The 19,361-nt window shown below is 51.5% G+C and carries 17 protein-coding genes and 1 pseudogene; 6 read left to right on the forward strand and 12 right to left on the reverse strand.

Annotated elements, in window-relative coordinates:
* Positions 1-214: 214 nt before the first annotated feature.
* Positions 215-643, forward strand: a complete 429-nt coding sequence (locus CLU80_RS03450; RefSeq protein ID WP_099756762.1) for a HEPN family nuclease — start codon at positions 215-217, stop codon at positions 641-643.
* A gap of 204 nt (positions 644-847) precedes the next feature.
* On the opposite strand, the gene CLU80_RS03455 is transcribed toward CLU80_RS03450, so the two are convergent.
* The 6 genes and pseudogenes from CLU80_RS03455 to CLU80_RS03480 form a co-directional block, all read right to left on the reverse strand.
* Positions 848-1,522, reverse strand: coding sequence for a dUTP diphosphatase (locus tag CLU80_RS03455; RefSeq protein WP_099756763.1), 675 nt, complete (start codon positions 1,520-1,522; stop codon positions 848-850).
* 27 nt (positions 1,523-1,549) lie between these two features.
* Positions 1,550-2,368 carry a hypothetical protein gene (locus tag CLU80_RS03460; protein ID WP_286079697.1) on the reverse strand — a complete coding sequence of 273 codons (819 nt, stop codon included), beginning with the start codon at positions 2,366-2,368 and terminating at the stop codon, positions 1,550-1,552.
* Positions 2,369-2,460: 92 nt separating this feature from the next.
* A complete protein-coding gene (locus tag CLU80_RS03465; protein WP_099756765.1) occupies positions 2,461-4,401 on the reverse strand; it encodes an ORC-CDC6 family AAA ATPase in 1,941 nt (646 codons plus the stop codon).
* Positions 4,402-4,405: 4 nt separating this feature from the next.
* Positions 4,406-5,296 (reverse strand): phosphoribosyltransferase-like protein, encoded by an 891-nt coding sequence (locus CLU80_RS03470; RefSeq protein ID WP_099756766.1) that lies wholly within the window; start codon positions 5,294-5,296, stop codon positions 4,406-4,408.
* Positions 5,297-5,330: 34 nt separating this feature from the next.
* The gene (locus CLU80_RS03475; RefSeq protein WP_099756767.1) at positions 5,331-6,584 is read right to left on the reverse strand and encodes a methyltransferase; all 1,254 of its coding nucleotides are present in this window, start codon (positions 6,582-6,584) and stop codon (positions 5,331-5,333) included.
* 229 nt (positions 6,585-6,813) lie between these two features.
* Positions 6,814-6,939: pseudogene (locus CLU80_RS03480) on the reverse strand (site-specific integrase); the annotation flags it as partial.
* Between the two features lie 139 nt (positions 6,940-7,078).
* Between CLU80_RS03480 and dusA the strand changes: the two are divergent.
* Positions 7,079-8,053, forward strand: coding sequence for a tRNA dihydrouridine(20/20a) synthase DusA (gene dusA / locus CLU80_RS03485; protein WP_099756768.1), 975 nt, complete (start codon positions 7,079-7,081; stop codon positions 8,051-8,053).
* Positions 8,054-8,128: 75 nt separating this feature from the next.
* Positions 8,129-8,500, forward strand: coding sequence for a DUF2388 domain-containing protein (locus CLU80_RS03490; protein WP_099756769.1), 372 nt, complete (start codon positions 8,129-8,131; stop codon positions 8,498-8,500).
* Here CLU80_RS03490 and CLU80_RS03495 read toward each other — a convergent pair whose 3' ends face one another.
* The gene (locus tag CLU80_RS03495; RefSeq protein WP_099756770.1) at positions 8,501-9,334 is read right to left on the reverse strand and encodes an undecaprenyl-diphosphate phosphatase; all 834 of its coding nucleotides are present in this window, start codon (positions 9,332-9,334) and stop codon (positions 8,501-8,503) included. It abuts the gene before it with no gap.
* Positions 9,335-9,839: 505 nt separating this feature from the next.
* Between CLU80_RS03495 and CLU80_RS03500 the strand changes: the two genes are divergently transcribed.
* From CLU80_RS03500 to CLU80_RS03510, 3 genes are all read left to right on the forward strand, one after another.
* The gene (locus CLU80_RS03500) at positions 9,840-10,580 is read left to right on the forward strand and encodes a winged helix-turn-helix domain-containing protein (protein WP_099756771.1); all 741 of its coding nucleotides are present in this window, start codon (positions 9,840-9,842) and stop codon (positions 10,578-10,580) included.
* A gap of 279 nt (positions 10,581-10,859) precedes the next feature.
* Entirely contained in the window at positions 10,860-11,492 is a 633-nt protein-coding gene (locus CLU80_RS03505; protein WP_093433774.1) for a winged helix-turn-helix domain-containing protein, read from the forward strand.
* 389 nt (positions 11,493-11,881) lie between these two features.
* Entirely contained in the window at positions 11,882-13,276 is a 1,395-nt protein-coding gene (locus CLU80_RS03510) for an undecaprenyl-phosphate glucose phosphotransferase (protein WP_007950006.1), read from the forward strand.
* Positions 13,277-14,303: 1,027 nt separating this feature from the next.
* Here CLU80_RS03510 and CLU80_RS03535 read toward each other — a convergent pair.
* The 5 genes from CLU80_RS03535 to CLU80_RS03555 all read right to left on the reverse strand — a co-directional run bounded on the left by CLU80_RS03535 (position 14,304) and on the right by CLU80_RS03555 (position 19,257).
* Complete coding sequence (locus CLU80_RS03535; RefSeq protein ID WP_099756773.1) at positions 14,304-16,382, reverse strand: YjbH domain-containing protein; 2,079 nt, start codon at positions 16,380-16,382, stop codon at positions 14,304-14,306.
* On the reverse strand, positions 16,379-17,137 hold the full coding sequence (locus CLU80_RS03540) for a capsule biosynthesis GfcC family protein (protein WP_099756774.1): 759 nt from the start codon (positions 17,135-17,137) through the stop codon (positions 16,379-16,381). The genes CLU80_RS03535 and CLU80_RS03540 overlap by 4 nt, the downstream gene beginning before the upstream one ends.
* A complete protein-coding gene (locus CLU80_RS03545; protein WP_099756775.1) occupies positions 17,137-17,802 on the reverse strand; it encodes a YjbF family lipoprotein in 666 nt (221 codons plus the stop codon). The genes CLU80_RS03540 and CLU80_RS03545 overlap by 1 nt, the downstream gene beginning before the upstream one ends.
* Before the next feature lie 9 nt (positions 17,803-17,811).
* Positions 17,812-18,930 (reverse strand): polysaccharide biosynthesis/export family protein, encoded by a 1,119-nt coding sequence (locus CLU80_RS03550; protein ID WP_175559610.1) that lies wholly within the window; start codon positions 18,928-18,930, stop codon positions 17,812-17,814.
* A 90-nt stretch (positions 18,931-19,020) separates the two neighbouring features.
* A complete protein-coding gene (locus CLU80_RS03555) occupies positions 19,021-19,257 on the reverse strand; it encodes a hypothetical protein (RefSeq protein ID WP_007910552.1) in 237 nt (78 codons plus the stop codon).
* Positions 19,258-19,361: the final 104 nt, after the last annotated feature.

Below are 19,361 nucleotides of genomic sequence, written 5' to 3' on the forward strand. Positions count from 1 at the left end.
TTCAGCCAAGTTTAGCGATAGTATTTAAATCAATTCAATTGAAATCCAAAGAAACAAAACCTATTACGATAGTAAATAAGTAGATGTAGGAAGCATAGTAAGCAAACAGCAAAAAACAGCTATAAGCGCTTAGCTAAATTTTTTATTAGCACTTGCCCCCCCCCAACTAAGAAAAGTCACTACTAATTTAAAAAATAGACGGAGAAAAAATAGAATGAGTTACTTAAACGATTTTGAGCGACTTTTCATGCAGCGAAGCCTGGAGCTTGTTGATTTATACCAAGGCGAATATAAAACCACACACCTGCTTAACTCTCTTATTGGGCTACTATTTTTTCCAAACGAACGGATGCCAGAATTGATCCCTGAAAAAACTCTTCAGGAAATAGAGCACTGGGGCATCGACCGAAACTGCATAATCAATGCCGGGAAAAACAGGGCTCCTGATGATATAAATCTTAGAGAATTGATAAGAAGATTGAGAAACTCTGTGGCACACTGCAAAGTCACCCCTTTTCCAAATGACCACCGGCCGTGCGAGGGGTTTTATTTTCTAGACAGAAACGGATTCGAAGCAAAACTGGAGACTAATCAAATTAAAAACCTTATGAGATGTCTACTCGCCAGCATATTAGAGAGCTGACAACTATAAATCAATATCGCGATGCATCTTTCACCTCAACTAACACATTTCATAACAATCTATGAGCTTTTCACTCCTCAATTAAACCAGGCAATTCACCAGCGCAGTCAACGCAAGTCACCTCGAGAGTGACTCACGATTAACTTAGAGCAAAACCATTAAACTAAAGAAAGCATCAAAAACCCTTTAAAAGTTTTTCCTGCCTCAGGAACTAGCTCCCTTCAATACACCGAGGTACTTCGCAGTTAGCTCGGACATAAGATCTTCTGAAAAAGAAGCTGACTCCAAATCAAGAGTATCTAAGAATCTCTCCAACCAAACATTATCTTCTAGTCCTTCCCACACCTTTACATAAGTACCTTGCTTATAACCATTTCTTTGACGAAAGATATTCAGTATATTCTTGGAGATATATTGAGCGTAAGCTACTTCCCAAGCCAGATCGCATCTACGCATCAACTCTTCCAACAACCCGAAACTACGTCTCTTAACGACAGCTAAGCCACCGATCAACTCTATCAGACCTAATACATCTAGATCCTTAAAAACAAACACAGCACTATCAAAATTAATCTGAGACTCATTCAGCTCACGCTCGATATTAGAAATCGACGTGACATAGTCACCATTAGACTCGACCAAAACATCAGACAAATAAAAATGCAGAATATCAATGAGTTCGATCTGCAACTGAACAATATTAGGACTTTGGCTTTTCCACCATTTCCAACCATAATGATCGAGGGCCTCACCTGCCTCTACAAAAGCTGCCCGAAGGTAGGGGTAGCCAGCCTTTAACCACTCAGGATTAATAAGTGAATTTAACTCACTCTGAAGTTTAAGCATGGCCATGAAACGCGCTTCTTGGGAAATATCCATCTTTATCTCCGGAATAGTGCAGGGAATCTAGTTAGTAGGATTCAAAACTACAGTATATCGATGCCACAACCCTGAACCTTCAGATCGTTTGTCCTTCTTTTTTGGATGATCGAACAGAACACCTGTCTGATGCGGATACAAGCTAGCGAAAACAGCGCTAGCTATACCACAAGGCTTCGTACCAATAGGTGCAACAAACATGCTCTTCCCATCTCCTAATGAGTCGCGAGTTGCTTCCAGTGACTCATATGCCGCTTCTGGGTCATTTGCCGCGCAATAGGCAATTTCCACGCCACCTCCCTGTTCTCCAAGTCGAGTTAGGTGCGGAACAATTGAATTTAACTCCCATCCTGGCTGGAAAGCGGGTATACCAAATACTACCTTGATATTTTTATTAGCGATCATCTGATGTTCCTCTAGGGCTCGATCAAGTCTTTCAGACTCAAACCCTAGGAAAAAAACGCCAGCCTCTAGATCGTCGGAGTTCAAATCGACGATTGAATTAGGTATTGGCTTATACCCCTTTATCAACTCTGAAAGAGCGTACTGATCACCACCTTGGCGTCTAGTGTAATCCAAAGGTTCAACATAAATTATTTCAATTCTGTCCGCCCCTAGGTCAATCAAAGCACGTATTGAGAGGAATAGTTCTGAAAAGCCCAGAGTAGTTGCTTCTAAAACTATAGGCTTCTCTTTGCACAACCCATCAAAAAGTTCAATACTAATGTCCGCACTTACGGACAACCCGTTTAGCGCCAATGTCATATCGTCATTATTATAGCTAACTAACGCTCTATCAACATCAGAACTACCCAGCGACACGGCTAAAGCACCTCGATCATCCAAATGCTCTCCATGAAGCAGTGTATAACTCTCCCCAAGATCTAGGCCAGACGCCGTTAGTGATGAACGCGAATAAAAAGAGACTCGGGCTGTCATTATATTAGCCCCAACTGACGATCATCCGTTTCCTTTGGGACCTTCGCCACAGATCGCGCCAAAGTTCGAAACTCATCTTCATTCCCTGAATAAAGCACTTCAAAATCTTTAGTTGAAATTTCTAGCTTTCGCTTCCTTCGATAACTAATCTGAAAATATGGCGAATAAATTGGATTAAGTTGATAATCAATTATATCGGTACCAACAGTCCCTTTAGTCTTGGTTTCGATTTGCTCCACCAATATTGCGTATTTAATTGCCTCACTTAAAAAATTAAGTTCGCGAGCATCTAATGCTCTGTGACCAGAATTTATAGTAAATTGGTTCTGCTCCGGTTCACTCATAGCAGGAGACGCTTGCAAAGCGCGAAAGATACTACCTAGTCTGAGGACGAAAATCCTGAGTTGTTCACCATACTGTCCGAACGTTTTAATTTCACGAATCAGTTGATCAGCCGCATCATACGAAGCTCTGCATTGAGTCGCTATGGAAATTACGGAAACATCTTCATCTTTAAGTTCTGCAATCTCCAAAGCCTTGTAGCATAAGATCAAAAAATTTCTCAAGTTATTGTTAGACATTGTACAGAGGGTATCAAACCCACTATAAAGTGGGCATTCACGTCCATAAGGACGATACAACTCTAGCAATGCTCCCACGAGATTATTCTGAACCCAAGAAGTGCGAAAGCTACCTGTGCCGCTGATTGCATACTCATCTAGCTCGCTTATAATCTTACTAGGCGTGAGACTACTTCGATTCAACAGAGCAGGAACGACAACTAATGCATCAGGAACCATTAAATACTTAAAAAAGTCTTCAGCTTTAACTTCGGTTTTTTGAGCTTGCAGCGATCGTGTAATTTTCTGTTCTAGAGTGCGATATAAAGCAGAATCGTTCAGGGCATCGGCAGCAAAATCTTTGTACGCTTTACTCGGAAAGCGCTGCTTCATTTGAGTTAAAATTTGATCACGATATTCGCTGCCTCTCCGATCTGCAATATATTCAATAGATTGAAGCCTCGTTACAAACTCTTCATTGTTATTTCCAGATGCTAGGCTAAGATTCGCTAGAAAAACCTCTGAAAAGAATAACGGGCGTTCATCCTCTACCAAAAGTTTATCTAAATCGAGCAATCTATAATCATGTGTCGCATTGACCCACTCTGGCCCAGTAGTTTGATTCTCACTGGATTGCTCCTTAGATGTAAAATTGACGATCAACGGCCTCTGACTATGCTTAAGCAAAGTATTCAGCACGCGACGTTGATAAGGAACCAAATTTTCTACTTCATCTACATAGATGTAGAAGGAAGCACCCGATAATGAGGGCAACGCCTTAATATCTTCGATCAACGCTTCTAAAAAAATTTTCCCAGGAGGCAACAACGGCTGCGGGGTTACCGCAACATTTGATATCCACGTCGAGAAAGAACGCCTAACTTTTGCTAGAAAATTTTCCAGCTCTAGGGCACCCGAAGGAAAGTCCGGGTGAAAATCAGGAATTGACTCGAACTTCAATCCTTCAAAATCGTCAACATTAAAATCCCGATAAGCACTTTTTGCGATCGTTCTGAGAGACCGAATAATTTCAATCGCTATATATAAAGAAAAGTAGCTTTCGAAAATTGCTTGCCAATGGTCCGTCGCAATTCCACGATGTTGGAGAGAGCTGCAAAATTGGGTATCAACACGCCAATAAATTCCAACATGGCTTATTTCATCCTGCGATATTTCGTGTCGCCGAGCAGAAAATGCTGTGTGATAATCGAAATACTTAAGGAGCATGGTTTTACCACATCCACGCTTCCCTATTATATACGTTGACTTAGTAGCGGTTTTTAATCCAAGCCTTTCAAAGTAAGGAGGAATAAAAAACTCACCCCAAATATCTGCATCATGTTCTTCCGCACGAGTTTTGGAAGGGATAGAGCCGTCCATAGTCTTACCTTTCAATTAAGGGGATCCAAGTATCTGAACGATCCCAAAGGATTCTAAGAGAGTCATCTGGAATACCATGCTCGTATCCTAGCATCACCCCTAAACCACCGAAGCCCAAGCCTGCATCGCCAATCTCTCCGAGATTATGTTTGACGCATATATTTTCATAAACTTCCAGCGGAGTACAGTGTTCGTATGTCCAAATCTTTTTTTCGACCCATGAGTCAGCCATGACTTTAAAACAGTGGCTTTTTAGAAGTATTTCACCGCTAAAAATTGGTATCAATGGATGACGCTCTTTCAAAAAAGAGATCGCCTTTTCATGAGCAATTGCGAGCACTATAGCTATTTGCGACGGGTAATTTTTCGCTGGCTGATAAGTACTCAAAAAACCATCTAGCTGCTCACCAGTAAATGAACCATCATCGACTATCAACAACCTATCGTTCGAATCAAACGTTGTGAAGTTATAAGTGTAGAATTTATCGATCTTGTATGTACGATTAATTAACCTAGCGATCAACTCACCACTTTTTCCGGGAGTTGTTAGTGCTGATCCCACTGGTGGACTACAATAGAATTTCAACCCGCAAACGTTATAGTTAAATACATCTCGCCATTCCGTTTCTTCCGGCATTCCGACGCTACTACTAAAGTGCTGAGCCGTTTTTTTTAAGGCTTGCCTAATGGATGACTCGATTTGGTCCGTCGTTCGAAAAACCAAATATCGCAGGATTAACCATGCGAGTTTTTTTTCTGGACCATCTTCAAACTGTTTCGCCCAACGCCTTGCTCTTTCCCACGTGAGTGGAGACTGCCTGATTCCCAGACTACTCAGTGCCCTTACCGTCCGCTCTGTTGATATCTGGTCATACTGGGAAACCTCGTCATACATAAAATTCTCCTTGAATTTTCCCTGTACCACGACACTAGATTAATACCGGCATAGCTTCTAAAGATGATATTGTTATATACTTTGCACAAGATCCTTTTGCAGCAAGCCTGCGCCATTCACGACCAAAGTCGCTATTTAATGTATTCCAGATTTTTTGTTGCACTTGTAAGGGGGCACGAATCCTATAGATACAATCTGTAATTAACCCGACCCCTCTTACCACTTTCGCCTCACGAATCAAACATCTAGTCCCTACTCTAGGTATAAGAATATCACCAGACCTCGCAGAGTTATAACCTTCTACCGCTCCATCAAGAGTTAGATCCTTAGTATTTAAGGCAAAATCCGTAGTATGGAATGCCTGAAAACCAAGCTCCCTATATTTGTTCTGCGATCTACTACCCCGCCTAATCACTGCACCAACTTCTGCTAAACCACCTAAAACTTGTTCAGGCTTCAACTTCAAGTCATTCACATTAGAGTGATAGGTAAAATCCAATCTCTGTAGAGCCTGCTCATTAGAGACAACCAATTCTCGACTTATTTCACCATCAATATTAGCTTGACGAAGTAAGACATTTCTTGATCGCTTCAAGCTCCTATATCCAGTAATTAAGTACGCTTGAACCTCAGCATTATTGAACGTTTTAGGATGGAGTTCCGTTACAACTAACCCGCTTAACTCCTGAACCAGTCTTCGCCTCAACTCTGAATAGTCAGCACTGCTGATAATAGGCAAAGTTACAATAAGACCTATTGTGTCACCCTTCGTGCTCGAGTTCCAAATTCGGCAGACAAAAGCAGCGTCGCGCCGAACCCAACCTCCGTGAATAGAAGGAATTATCGAATTATGACTACTCTCGGACTCTGGCAGGTTTCTTAACTTTTCCATACCATATGGAGGATTAGACAGGATTACATTTTTATGCCCAGTTTTCAGTAAACCCTCTAGTAAGCCGGGAATAAGCGCATCGCGAGTAACTACCCTTGTTCTTTCAAAGTTGGTCGCGAGTTGCTCAGCATACAGGGCATCTTTCTCAATGAGATAAACGTTAGCTTCAGGACACCGCTTGAGTGCTGCAGACGCGAGTGCACCCGTCCCAGCTCCTACATCGATAATTGAATCACAGTGTGTCGGTAGTGACTCTGCGAGAAGAGATGCAATGGCGGGAGGGGTGAAAACCTGACCTTGGTGATCGGCATAGTTCCGTGCCTTGCGGAAACGGAGCGTGGAATTCAAGGCTTTTCCCCAAAAAAATAAGCTCATCAGTGATTTATTAGACTTCATCTGATGTTACACGCCCCCGCATAAAACGCGCAATACAGCAAATTCATGGAAGCTGAGCCTATGACAAACCTATCAAGGTATGCGACCCTCAGACAACGCATTTTCCATTTATGCGTTTGGCACACACCACAATTGGTCAAGCCGAGCGGTATATAGTGAAGTTCTCGTTGTTCGCTCGCTCAAACGACCCACGCTAATTCGGCTCCCCAAGTCGCCGCTTCCACACCTATGCAACCTGTTTCCGGGCGAAGGTCTGGCTCTCTTGGTAGACTTGCACTCCATCACGCTTGATGCGGATCTGAGCGGTGTAGCTCACAGACCCATCCGCCAGTTTTCTTGCCCTGATAGCTGCCATATCGAAAGTGGTACGCGTCAGTTTTGAAGTGGTACATCGTACCACCGAGACCTAAAAAACGCCTGAAAACGCCCTAAAACACGCCGAAAACACGTTGAGTAAAATGGTACAGAATCAGAGCTTTAGCCCAGTAAAACCAATGCCTACGCTGTCTCGGCGCTTTAGTGTTGCACCCATGATGGATTGGACGGACCGCCATTGCCGTTTCTTCCTACGCCTCTTATCGAAGAACGCCCTCCTCTACACCGAAATGGTCACCACCGGCGCTCTCCTCAACGGCGATCACGAACGCTTCCTCCGTCACAACGAAGCCGAGCACCCGCTCGCGTTGCAGTTGGGCGGTAGCGTTCCGTTGGATCTGGCCGCCTGCGCCCGCATGGCTCAGGAGCACGGCTACGACGAGGTGAACCTAAACGTCGGCTGCCCAAGCGATCGTGTGCAGAACAACATGATCGGCGCGTGCCTAATGGGTCACCCGCAACTGGTGGCGGATTGTGTGAAGGCGATGCAAGACGCGGTTTCGATTCCAGTAACGGTAAAGCATCGCATCGGCATCAACGGTCGGGATAGTTACGCGGAACTGTGTGATTTCGTCGGCACCGTTCGCGATGCCGGGTGCACCAGTTTTACCGTGCATGCGCGGATTGCGATTCTGGAGGGGTTGTCGCCGAAGGAGAATCGCGACATTCCGCCATTGCGCTATGACGTGGCGGCGCAGTTGAAGGCGGATTTTCCGGCGTTGGAGATTGTGCTGAATGGCGGGATCAAGACGATGGAGGCTTGCCATGAGCATTTGCAGACGTTTGACGGTGTGATGTTGGGGCGTGAGGCTTATCACAATCCGTATTTGCTGGCGGAGGTGGATCAGCAGTTGTTCGGCAGTTCGGCGCCGGTGATCAGTCGGGCTGAGGCGTTGGCGCAGTTGCGTCCTTATATAGCTGAGCATTTGCTGGCCGGTGGTGCGATGCATCACATCACCCGGCATGTGCTGGGGTTGGGCACGGGGTTTCCGGGGGCGCGGAAATTCCGTCAGTTGTTGTCGGTGGATATTCACAAGGCCAAGGATCCGCTGGCGTTGCTGGATCAGGCGGCTGAGTTGCTTGAAGGTCGTTGATTGAAGTGTTGAGTGTGCGGGTGACGCCTGAGCGTTGCCCGTTGTTTTGTTGTACTGACAGGATGTCTTTTGTTTATGCCCGCGTTTACTTTTTCTGCTTTCAAGCGCTTCACCCTCCTCGCCTTTTTCAGCTTCACTTCCGACGTTTATGCGCACTGCGATGGCTTTTGCATGGGCCGTACCGATACGCCGTGGGAGGTGACGCAGATTTCCGGGCTCACCTTGGTGTCTTTATTTCTCGCACCTTTTTCGGCTAGCCAGGAAACGACCGACAGTCACAAGCGTGTTTACTCCGCCGAGGAGCAAGAAGACGCGCGACTCTATCTGGCCAGCGACGGCATGCTGCAGGCCGCGTACTTCACCTCGGCCTTGCAGCGCTTTCGCCAGGAGTCGCCGGATTCGGCGTTAAACGATCTCGCCATTGCGGCGTTGATCAGCGCCCAGTGATCAGGCCGCCGCTGCGGCGGTCCAGTTGACCCAGCCAAACAGCCACGTCGCCAGAATCAACAAACCAAACGCGATCCGATACCAAGCAAACGCGGCGTAGCTGTGGTTGGCAATAAACTTGAGCAAGCCGCGCACGGCGATCATCGCGAAGATGAATGCAGTGACGAAGCCGAGGGCGAAGACTGGCAGGTCGTTGGGCTGGAACAGGTCGCGGTATTTGTAGCCGGAGTACACGGCGGCACCGACCATGGTCGGCATGGCGAGGAAGAACGAGAATTCGGTGGCGGCTTTGCGCGACAGGCCGAAGAGCAGACCGCCGATGATGGTCGAGCCGGAGCGCGAAGTGCCGGGAATCATCGCCAGGCATTGTACGAAACCGACTTTCAATGCGTGGGACCAGCGCATGTCGTCGACGTGTTCGACGCTGATCACATGGCTGCGCTGTTCGGCCCACAACATGATGATGCCGCCGACGACCAGTGCCACGGCGACGGTGATCGGGTTAAACAGGTATTCGTGGATCGCGTCGGCGAACAACACGCCCAAGACCACGGCGGGCAGAAAGGCGATTAGCAAGTTGAGAGTGAAGCGTTGTGCATTACGTTCGGTGGGCAGGCCTTTGATGATGTCGAATATCTTCGGTCGAAACTCCCAGACGACGGCAAGAATGGCACCCAGTTGAATAATGATGTTGAAGGCCATGGCGCGTTCACCGCCGAATTCCAGCAAGTCGGCAACGATGATCTGGTGGCCGGTACTCGAGATCGGCAGGAACTCGGTCAGGCCTTCTACCGCACCTAATATCAACACCTGGAAAAGGGTCCAGAAATCCATTAATCCTCCGTCAGAGCGCTCGTGGCGAGCGACCGGGTAATAACACTCAGGGGTTGAGTATCTGCAGTGAGACCATTGACATACATAAACGCAAAAGTTCATCAGCCACAAAGATTACGTCTTATTAAAAGACACACTCAAGCCATGTTAGTAATCGTCGGCCGACGAACTACGCAGAAAATATTTAGGCCTTTTTGCAGAAAAAAGTTGCTCTGACAACAAAGTGTGATCAATATCACATTATTCAACGATGGCCAGACAGTGGCAATTGGACATGGATAAGGCTATCGCAATAAGCTCAAAATAGTGGCATCATTGCATATCGCCACCATCTAAGTAGTAGTTCACCCCTCCAAGAAAATCAACTAAAAGCTTGAAAAGCTTAATTATTGTTAGAAAACTCGCGAGCCACGTCTAAAAATCGCGTGAATGTTACCAATTGTCAGTCACAGATGAGAACCGGTGCTTTAACATCCCGATGTCAGCACTTAATTCGAGTCAATGCATGATGCTCTCAGCGAACTTAGCGACTAGAAGCCCGCGCCCGACAAACGACGAACCTGGTGTTCTTACTCTGGGTCGTACCCGTGGCGTGGCTGAACATTTCAAAGCGCTAGTCGCCCAGCATATACGTACCGATATGGCGCTCGACGCCAGCGCGTACACTAGTTCATATCAGTTGAATGAACAGTCTGGTTCGTATCGAGCGATCTTCCTGGTTATCGACAGCCCTCAGGCCCTCGAAGACAATCTTGCCTTGGTCGAGAACCTGCGCAGCGACAACTTGAAACCGATCATTTGCGCGGTCATCACCGGTCGCGGCGCCTTCAACAAGATCAAATATTATCTAGCTGGCGCGGATGTTTGTATCAAGCTCAATACCCTTTCCGACGATGGCGCCGAGTTGCTGGGCGAGTTCTTCAACAGCGAAGAATGGCAACGCGATATCGATCTGACGCTTGATCCGACGCGTATCTGCCTGATGGGCACCAGCAAGAAACTCGATATCTCGTTTGCCGAAATGAAGATCCTCGAAGCCTTCGCGCAAACCAGTAATCACATTCTGAGCCATGATGAAATCGCCAGCATCATGGGCCTCAACACCAATTTCTACGACCCTCGAGCGCTGGAGAAGTCAATCAGTCGCTTGCGTGGAAAAATCAAGGACATGTATGGTACAAACGCGATTCAGAGCATTCGCGGCTATGGCTATCGCCTGCTGCGGGGTCTGATATCGACTGCCTGACTCTCGGGCAGCCATCCCATTTGCATACGTACGAAGGATCGTCTAATGCAACCATATAGCTTCCGTTCTGCTTCACGCCTGTTTGAAATCAAGCGATTGAATGAGCGCGACAACACGCCCCATAACAATAAAACTCCATAACATAGCAGCAGATCGAGTGGAATTTATCGAGGGCCAATCTTGGGCCCAGACCCTGCCTATCGATTACTTCCGAGGAAGTCATTGCTCGCCTGCCGATTTATCTTTTAGCCAATTTTGGTATGTATTCAGGAGAGAGACATGGAAACTAGTACAACCCTCCCAAGGAAATATTTTGTTGTCGTGACTCACAGTACAACGTCGCAACGCGAACTGGAGAGCATGCTGTCCAGTGAACGTTTCAATTCGTTTGAAGGGGTTGATTCGCCCTCTTCCGCTCCAATGGTGATGGAGTTCACATATCCAGGCATCAGTCGAAAAAATATCCCGCGCAGTATCGAACACGATACTCAGCGAATAGTGGCCACGCTCGAGTCCGAATGGCGCGCCGCGCAATCGGCTAATCCTTTCCAGAATGTCCCGGTCATTACCGGGGAATCCCGCAACATGCCACCTGCCGTTGAAGGTGACATGCCCGGCAATGAAACCTGGCATCTCGACCCGGCTCAGGGTGCACTGGTCAAAGAAGATGTCGAAATCAGCCTGACTGGCCTGGAAACAGCACTGGTCAGAAAAATGCTCAGCCATGAAGAGCGTGTTGTCAGTCGTGACGAGCTGATTCTCAGCATCGGTCGAGAACCGGAACAATATCGCGGCCTGGAAATGTGCTTGAGTCGCCTGCAAGACAAATTCAAAAGCGCCAGTAATGGTGAGCGACTGTTTCGTGCTGTCAGAAACCGCGGTTATTGCCTGATTCAGGAAGTCGTCGCGTAACCCGCAAGACCTCCACGAACAGAACAAACAGAAAAAGTGCGATTACAAAAACAACAAGAGCACTCTGTTTGGCTTGATCTTCCTCCCTGAAGTAAATATTCCCTGCCTCCACCCTCCAACAGTAACAAATACAACACACTTTATTCACCCCTCGCTCCACGACCTTTTCTAACACCCTTCTATTTAATTATTAAAAAGTTGGCACTGTGCCATCTTGTTAAAACTCGTCAGACACCATTCCAGCCAATAACTTAGTCTATTGACTGACGACAGTTCGGCATATCGATGTTGTTACCTCAGGACACTCGTTAAAACAAAAACAATAAGTCTGCATAACAACTCGGTTTTCAACTGTTGAAACCTGAATGGACGTCTTTTGGGGATACCGTATGGATCTTTCTTTAAGTATCAATCGAAGCACAGGCCTCAAGGGACTGACCTTTTGGGGCCAATGGGCGCTGGCACAAGGCTTTGTGGTGACGCTGCTGTTCATACTCGCCGAGCAGCACACCGGGACGGTCGCGTTCTACTACCGGATGTGTGCAACCCTGGCGGTACTGGCGTCGGTGCCGGCGTATACGTTTAGCGGTGTTTATCGCAAGCGCGACAACTACCTGACCGGTCTCGGTCGCCTGTTCATGGGTTGGTCGATGACCATGGCGGCGCTGGCGTGCATCGCTTTTGTCTGCCAGGCCGATGAGCTGTTTTCGCGGCAGGTGATTCTGAGCTGGGCGGTGTATGGCTTCCTCGGTCAGGCGTTTCTCTACGCGCCGCTGCATGCGTTTTCCAAGTACTACCAACGGTCGCGTAAAAGCGAACACAAGACGCTGATCGTCGGCACCGGCGAACTGGCGTTGGGTCTGGCGAAGAAGCTCAGCCAACTGGAAAACCTGCCGCTGGTAGGTTTGGTCAGCAATGGCGATGTGTCTGCACTGGGTTCGGATGCACCGCGTGTGGTCGGCGATCAGGAACAGTTGTTGGAGCTGATCGAGGCGCATGACATCCGCCGCTTGTACATCACCCTGCCGCTGTGTGAAGCAGCGAAAATCGAAGCGATTTATGGTGACTTGCTGGGTGCCAACGTCGACGTGGTGTGGGTGCCGGACTTGAACAGTCTGACCCTGCTCAATCACTCGGTGAAGGTCGTGGACGGCCTGCCGGCGATCTACTTGAACGAAAGCCCGCTGACCAGTCGCCCTACCGCTGCCTTGAGCAAGAGTCTGGTAGAAAAAACCGTGGCGTTTCTGGCGATCATCGCGCTGAGCCCGATCCTGCTGATCATTGCGCTGGCGGTGAAGATCAACTCGCCAGGTCCGGTGTTTTTCAAACAGGATCGCCATGGCTGGAACGGCAAGGTGATCAAAGTCTGGAAGTTCCGCTCGATGCGTGTTCACGATGACCGTGACGTGAAGCAGGCCAGCCGTAATGACTCGCGCATTACCGCAGTCGGCCGCTTTATTCGCCGCACTTCGCTGGACGAACTGCCGCAACTGTTCAACGTGTTGCAGGGGCACATGGCCCTGGTCGGCCCACGCCCTCACGCCGTCGCGCACAACAACTACTACTCGGGGAAAATCCTCGCGTACATGGCGCGCCACCGGATTAAACCGGGGATCACCGGGCTGGCCCAGATCAGCGGCTGCCGGGGTGAGACGGACACCATCGACAAGATGCAGAAGCGTGTCGAGATTGACCTGCAGTACATCAACAGCTGGTCGTTGTGGCTGGATCTGAAGATCCTGGTGAAAACACCGTTTACGTTGCTGTCGAAGGATATTTACTGAGGTTCGAAGCTGGATATCGCAAGGGGACGAAAGTCCCCTTTTTTGTGCGTGGGATTTGGGAGCGAGAGTGGATTGTGGAGGGATGCAAAAACCTGTGGGAGTGAGCCTGCTCGCGAAAGCGGAGGGTCAGGCAACATTGATGTTGGATGTACTGACGCCTTCGCGAGCAAGCTCGCTCCCACAGGGATCTGGGATGACATCGGGATTTTGGGCGTGACAGATAACCAATGTAGGAGTGAGCCTGCTCGCGATGGCGGTGGGTCAGGTAACGGGGATGCTGACTGTGCTGACGCCTTCGCGAGCAAGCTCGCTCCCACAGGGGATTTGTGGTTGGCTCGGGATTTGTGGTGTGACAAATAGCCAATGTAGGAGTGAGCCTGCTCGCGATGGCGGTGGGTCAGGCAACGGGGATGTCGACTGAACGAACGCTATCGCGAGCAGGCTCACTCCTACAGGGCATTTGTGGTTGGCTTGGGATTTGTGGCGTGATGAAAATCCAATGTGGGAGCGAGCTTGCTCGCGAAAGCGGTGGGTCAGGCAACATTGATGCTGGATGTACTGACGCCTTCGCGAGCAAGCTCGCTCCCACAGGGATCTGGGATGGCATCGGGATTTTGGGTGAGACAGATAGCCAATGTGGGAGTGAGCCTGCTCGCGAAAGCGGTGGGTCAGGCAACATTGATGTTGGATGTGCTGACGCCTTCGCGAGCAGGCTCGCTCCCACAGGGATCTGGGATGACATCGGAATTTGTGGCGTGATGAAAATCCAATGTGGGAGCGAGCTTGCTCGCGAAAGCGGCGGGTCAGGCAACATTGATGCTGGATGTGCTGACGTCTTCGCGAGCAAGCTCGCTCCCACAGGGGGTTTGTGGTTGGCTTGGGATTTGTGGCGTGACAAATAACCAATGTGGGAGCGAGCTTGCTCGCGAAAGCGGTGGGTCAGGCAACGATGATGCTGGCTGATCTGACGCATTCGCGAGCAGGCTCGCTCCCACAGGTTTATGCGGTGCTTCGGAGATCCGCGTTTTTACTCTGTGATCTTCTCGAAATTCCGATAAAACATGTCCCCTTCCCGGCTATCGGTCATCGAGTGCAGCTGGTAGCTGCGGCTGAGTCGCGCACCACCGTCACGGGTCAGCGGGGCCCAGACCAGGTTGGCGCGGCGCATGGTCGACATGCTCATCATTTCGTCGAACGGGATCGACAGGTAGATGCCTTTGTCGAAACTACCTTCGCCATACTCGGCACTGCCCGCCGTGGTGATCGTCGCCCACGCACCAAAGCGCACGCCATTGAAAAACTCGCGCGAGATGTCCAGCGTACCGCCCCAGTCCCCGGCCAGATAACGCCCGACGCTCACCGCCGCCAGCGTATCGAACGGCAAATCGGTATACGCCGTGACATGCCCGGTCACCACCGAGTAATCACGCAGGGCAAAACCCTGATCGAAATCGCGCTGCCGCACCCAGTTCAGATCCGCGCCCACCGACCAGCGCTCACCGGTCGGGCGGAACAACACCTCACCGCCGACACCGGCAAACATCGACTCCAGATAACCGCCATAGACCATGCCGTACCAGTCTTTATCCAACTGCTCGGCATGGCTGACCTGGAACAACGGCATGGTCGTGTTGGACGTGGTCAGGTACTGACGCAAATCCGTGCGCACACGCGGCAAACCGCTCGGCGCGTCGTAGGTGAATTTGTCGAAGTTGTTGGCCAGGTTGGCACTGAGCAACCCGCTCCACCAGGTGTTGCGGTTGAAGCGGTATTCGGCGTCGGCATCGGCACTCAATTGATAGAGCAAGCCATCCGGACCACCAACGTTCTGTTTGAAGCCCAACCCCACGCCATAGCTGAAATGCTGCGGCGCTTCGGTGTAGAGGGTCTTCTCGTTGTGTGGCATCGCCGGGTTGATCTCGGTGGTGCGGTGCAGCGACTCCAGTGGCTCCTCGTTGTTGATCACTTCGCGGAAGGTCTGACGCGGCACGCTGGTTTCTTCCAGCGGCAAGTCGTAGCGCTTGTTGACCACGGTGAACCAGTCGATGTCGTCGTTGACGCTGTTGTCGAGAATCCGGCTCGCCCGCCCGACAGCCTTGGACGAATGGAAGTAGCGCTGCTGCTCGCCATAGACGATCAGCTCGGAATCACGCTGCGCAATGCGCTCGACCTTGTAACCGGCATTCTGCTGCAAGCGTTGCGAGACGTTGGCCCAGTTGACCTGATCCATCGCCGTGGTCGGTGCCTTCGCCGGCAGCGGTTCCGGGGTCGGATCGTAGGTCTTCGCCGGTGCTTTGCGGCTGACGAAATTGGTGTGGAAAGTCACGCCGAACATCGCCGTATTACCGCGTTCCCACGCTGCGCTGACATCGACCGAATCGGTGACTTTGAACACCGCGCCAAGGTTGATCGGCGAGTCCTGTTTGATCTCGTTGTCCTTCGGCTCGTGCTTGTAGTCGTTGCCTTCGAATTCGAGTTTCAGGCTGAGGCGATCCCACGGCGTCTGATAGCTCACGCCGCCGAAAAACGACGGCCGGCCACGAAAGTACGAACCCGAGTTGACGTCACCGGTGCCTTCCAGGGCCGGCCGGGTATCGAAGCGATCGCTGACGTAGCCCAACGGGTTGTCGATATCGCCGCGATTACCCAGGTAACCCCAGGCAATCCCGGCGCTGAAATCGAAGTTGTCATAACGCTTGTTGGCGACGAAAAATTCACTGGAGAACAAACCGGTACCGCCGACGTCTCGGAAGCCCAGGGCCACGTCAGGCAGCCAGTGACTTTCCTGCCACAGCCGGACTTTGACGTCGACCGCCTTGTCCTTATAGCTTTGGCTGCCGCTGAGGGCCTCCGAGCCGTACGGCCGGTTGGTGATCGCGGTGTAGCGAAACGAGCCTTCGAGCCAGTCCAGCGGCTGCAACGACACGCTGTAGCGACTGTACGGATCGGTGCGGTTGGCGTTGACGCTCAGCTCGCCGGCCGGGGCCATGCGCGCGGTCGGCGTCTGCAGCAGACCGGTGCCGCCGAAATCATTCTGGGTAATGCGCGGCTCGGCATGAGCCAGACCGCAGGGCAATAACAACACAGCTGCAAAACGTAACTTCAACGAACCACCTCGGCCAGCTGCGTGGCAATGAATTCGGCCAACTGCTGATTCAGTTCAGGAAGAGGCGGATCAAGATCATCATTTTTCACCGGCACCAGAATCTTGCTGCCGGCCACGGGAAAGTGTCCGGACTCACGATTCCAGTGGGCGATGCCGACACGCCGCGAGACGCCGTTGGGCTGGATCAGCCACAGGTAATCGGCTTCGGCATCGGCCAGAATCGAACAGCCTTGCAGGTATTCACGGGCTTCCTGCAACGGCTGATACGGCAAGTGGCACGGCTCGGCGACCGCGCCGAGCACTTGCACCTCATCGACGCGCTTCGGATAAACCAGACGATCGCCGTCATCGAGGCGAATGTTGCGCGCGAAGCCGACTTCCAATGCAACCGGATCAAGATCGGCGATCTGCCGCCCCGTTACCGGCATCTGCCGCACTTCTTCGGCAATGCGCTGCGCCAGCGCCGCCCGACTCGGCCGGTCGAACAACATTGACATGCGTTGCAGTACATCCAGATCAAACAACACACCGACCTTGAGTCGTGTCTGCGCCTCAATCAGCGACTGCCGCAGCAACCCGCCCGCCAGCCAATAGCCTTCGGCATTCGGCACGGCTTCGCTGATCACATCGAGCAAGCGCCCACCCGGTGGCAACGCGACCGGCCCGGGATTGGCGACATCGCCCGACACCGTGACAGCCGCCTGACTCACACTCGCGACCAGCATCAAGCTCGCCGACAACATTTTCAGGCGCATCACGGCAGGTGCCTGCGATCAGGGGTCAGTTGCACAACCTTGACGCGCAACTGCGACGTCAGTTGCTGCTCGCTCTGCAAAATGAACCCGTCGCGCGGGTCGACCCAGTAACGATTGGTCGCGCTCAGGCCAATGGCCGGGGCGTCAATGTGTTCATCGACACGCAGCACGGTGTATTCCTTTTCGAGAATCTTCAGGGTCTGTTCCGAGCGGCGGGAGAAGCGGCTGTTGACGATCACCCCGACTTCCTGACCTTTGTAGAGGTCGATCCAGCGCCGCGTGGTGAACCCGTCGGCGACGTGATGCAGGCCCTGTTTGAACGGCGAGTCGTCGGCCAACCGCGTGCCATCGAGATCGCCTTCCAGGCCCAGACCAATGGAGCGCACGGCAAGGCCATTGCGCAGCAGCAGAACCTGTTTGCCCGAGGCGACCCAGAACTGCAGGTCTTCACGCTCGCGCACCAGCGCCAGCACCCCGGAGCCGGAAGGCGTGGTCAGTTTCATTTGCGGATAGTTGACCCCCGCCACTTCGGCCGCCGACACATCGACCTCATCCGGGCCGACGACTGCGGCCTTGAGGTTATTTAACGAAGCGCTCATCAGCGGGTTACAGCCGCACAGCAACGAGGCCGCCATCAGGCACAGGCCAACTTTCAAAATGTTCAAAGTCGGACCTTATTTGGCGTTGTTGTTGCTGTATTCGCTCCAGTTCTTCGCAGCGGAAGCGCCGGTGCCGACAATCGATGCCGACGGCACCAACTGACTGATCAGACGGTTCCAGCGAGTCACGTTGGCAGGCCCGACATACACCACGTCCTGCGGGCGAACTTCGAAGTGTGAAGCGAGCGCCATGGCGGTCGGCGATTCGGCTTCCAGCTGGTAGATCTTGGCCGGTTCGACATCAAGGTTTTCCACGCCACGAATGACATAGACCGCGTTGCCATTGGAGGTGGTCTGGGCCAGGCCGCCGACCGAACCGAGCACGTCTGTGAGGTTCATCGTCGCGGTCTTGAAACTCAGCGCACGCGGCTGGTTGACCTCGCCCATCACGTAGATGCGCTTGTTGTCGTTGTACGGCAGATACAGCTGATCGCCGCCCTTGAGGTAAACGTTCTGCAACTCGGAATCCGCCTGATTGAGCGAGTCGAGATTGAGCGGATAAGTACGCCCCTTGCGCGTCAGCAACAACCCGGACAGATCAGCGTTGTTGGTGTCGATGCCGGCCGAGCCGAGGGCTTCGACCACGCTCAGCGGATTGGTGGAAATCGCTTGCGGGCCGGCCTTGGCCACCGCGCCGGTGACCACGACCTTCTGGCTGGCGAAACGCAACACCGCGACATCTACCTGCGGCTCGGCGATGAATGCCGACAGCCGTTGTTCAATGTCCGAGCGCAGTTGCTGGATGGTCCGGCCAGTGGCCTGGACTTCCTTGATGAACGGGTAATAGAGCGTGCCATCGGAGCGCACCAGACGGCCGTTGGCATCGATCTGTTGTTGCGCGCCGGACGGGGCCGTCAGCTCAGGGTGATCCCACACGGTGATGTACAGAACATCATTGTTGCCGATGCGGTATTCGGCCGGCGTCGCCAACAGCTCCGGCGGCAGCGACTCACGCTTTTGCGTGGCGCGGTTCATGGCAATCAGCTTCGGCGTGATCGGAATCAGCTCGACCCGGCTGCTTTCGCTGGCACCCTGGCGGGTGATGTCACTGGTGCTGAGGTATTGACCGGGGGAAAACATGCAACCTTGCAAAGCGAGACTTGCCAACATTAAAAGATAAACACTACGAGTCATAATGGCACTACGCTATTCAAGGGCGAATCCAAAAACAAAGTCACCCGACTTGCGTCGGGCGACCCTGTACTGCACTAACAGAACTTCCTGTTAGTTATGCGTGCCGGTTGTACCGGTGGTACCCGTCGTACCGGTGGTACCGCCGTTGGCACTGCCACCGCTGTTAGACGCCGCTACAGCACTGGCAACCATTGCAGTACTGGCTGCGGGCGCTTGAGAAGCCGCCACGTTGCCACCTACATTGGTTACCGCTGTCAACGGTGCTTCAGCGGCGGCAGCCCAGTTGCTCAACATCGTCAACAGGGCAACTGCCATCACTTTTTTCATATCAACTCCTTTCTAACATTCGACCTGTTAAAAAACCGGCCTGAGTTAGCGGTGGTGAGTTCAAGTCCGCAAAAAGCGCGAACATGATCCGTCGTTCTTTCACA

The sequence above is a fragment of the Pseudomonas sp. 29 genome (assembly GCF_002754355.1).
Taxonomy (GTDB): domain Bacteria; phylum Pseudomonadota; class Gammaproteobacteria; order Pseudomonadales; family Pseudomonadaceae; genus Aquipseudomonas; species Aquipseudomonas neuropathica.

Coding starts and splice junctions, on each gene's coding strand:
- CLU80_RS03450 (WP_099756762.1), top strand. CDS start 215: ATGAGTTACTTAAACGATTTTGAGCGACTTTTCATGCAGCGAAGCCTG.
- CLU80_RS03455 (WP_099756763.1), bottom strand. CDS start 1,522: ATGGATATTTCCCAAGAAGCGCGTTTCATGGCCATGCTTAAACTTCAG.
- CLU80_RS03465 (WP_099756765.1), bottom strand. CDS start 4,401: ATGGACGGCTCTATCCCTTCCAAAACTCGTGCGGAAGAACATGATGCA.
- CLU80_RS03470 (WP_099756766.1), bottom strand. CDS start 5,296: ATGTATGACGAGGTTTCCCAGTATGACCAGATATCAACAGAGCGGACG.
- CLU80_RS03475 (WP_099756767.1), bottom strand. CDS start 6,584: ATGAAGTCTAATAAATCACTGATGAGCTTATTTTTTTGGGGAAAAGCC.
- dusA (WP_099756768.1), top strand. CDS start 7,079: ATGCCTACGCTGTCTCGGCGCTTTAGTGTTGCACCCATGATGGATTGG.
- CLU80_RS03490 (WP_099756769.1), top strand. CDS start 8,129: ATGCCCGCGTTTACTTTTTCTGCTTTCAAGCGCTTCACCCTCCTCGCC.
- CLU80_RS03495 (WP_099756770.1), bottom strand. CDS start 9,334: ATGGATTTCTGGACCCTTTTCCAGGTGTTGATATTAGGTGCGGTAGAA.
- CLU80_RS03500 (WP_099756771.1), top strand. CDS start 9,840: ATGATGCTCTCAGCGAACTTAGCGACTAGAAGCCCGCGCCCGACAAAC.
- CLU80_RS03505 (WP_093433774.1), top strand. CDS start 10,860: ATGGAAACTAGTACAACCCTCCCAAGGAAATATTTTGTTGTCGTGACT.
- CLU80_RS03510 (WP_007950006.1), top strand. CDS start 11,882: ATGGATCTTTCTTTAAGTATCAATCGAAGCACAGGCCTCAAGGGACTG.
- CLU80_RS03540 (WP_099756774.1), bottom strand. CDS start 17,137: ATGCGCCTGAAAATGTTGTCGGCGAGCTTGATGCTGGTCGCGAGTGTG.
- CLU80_RS03550 (WP_175559610.1), bottom strand. CDS start 18,930: ATGACTCGTAGTGTTTATCTTTTAATGTTGGCAAGTCTCGCTTTGCAA.
- CLU80_RS03555 (WP_007910552.1), bottom strand. CDS start 19,257: ATGAAAAAAGTGATGGCAGTTGCCCTGTTGACGATGTTGAGCAACTGG.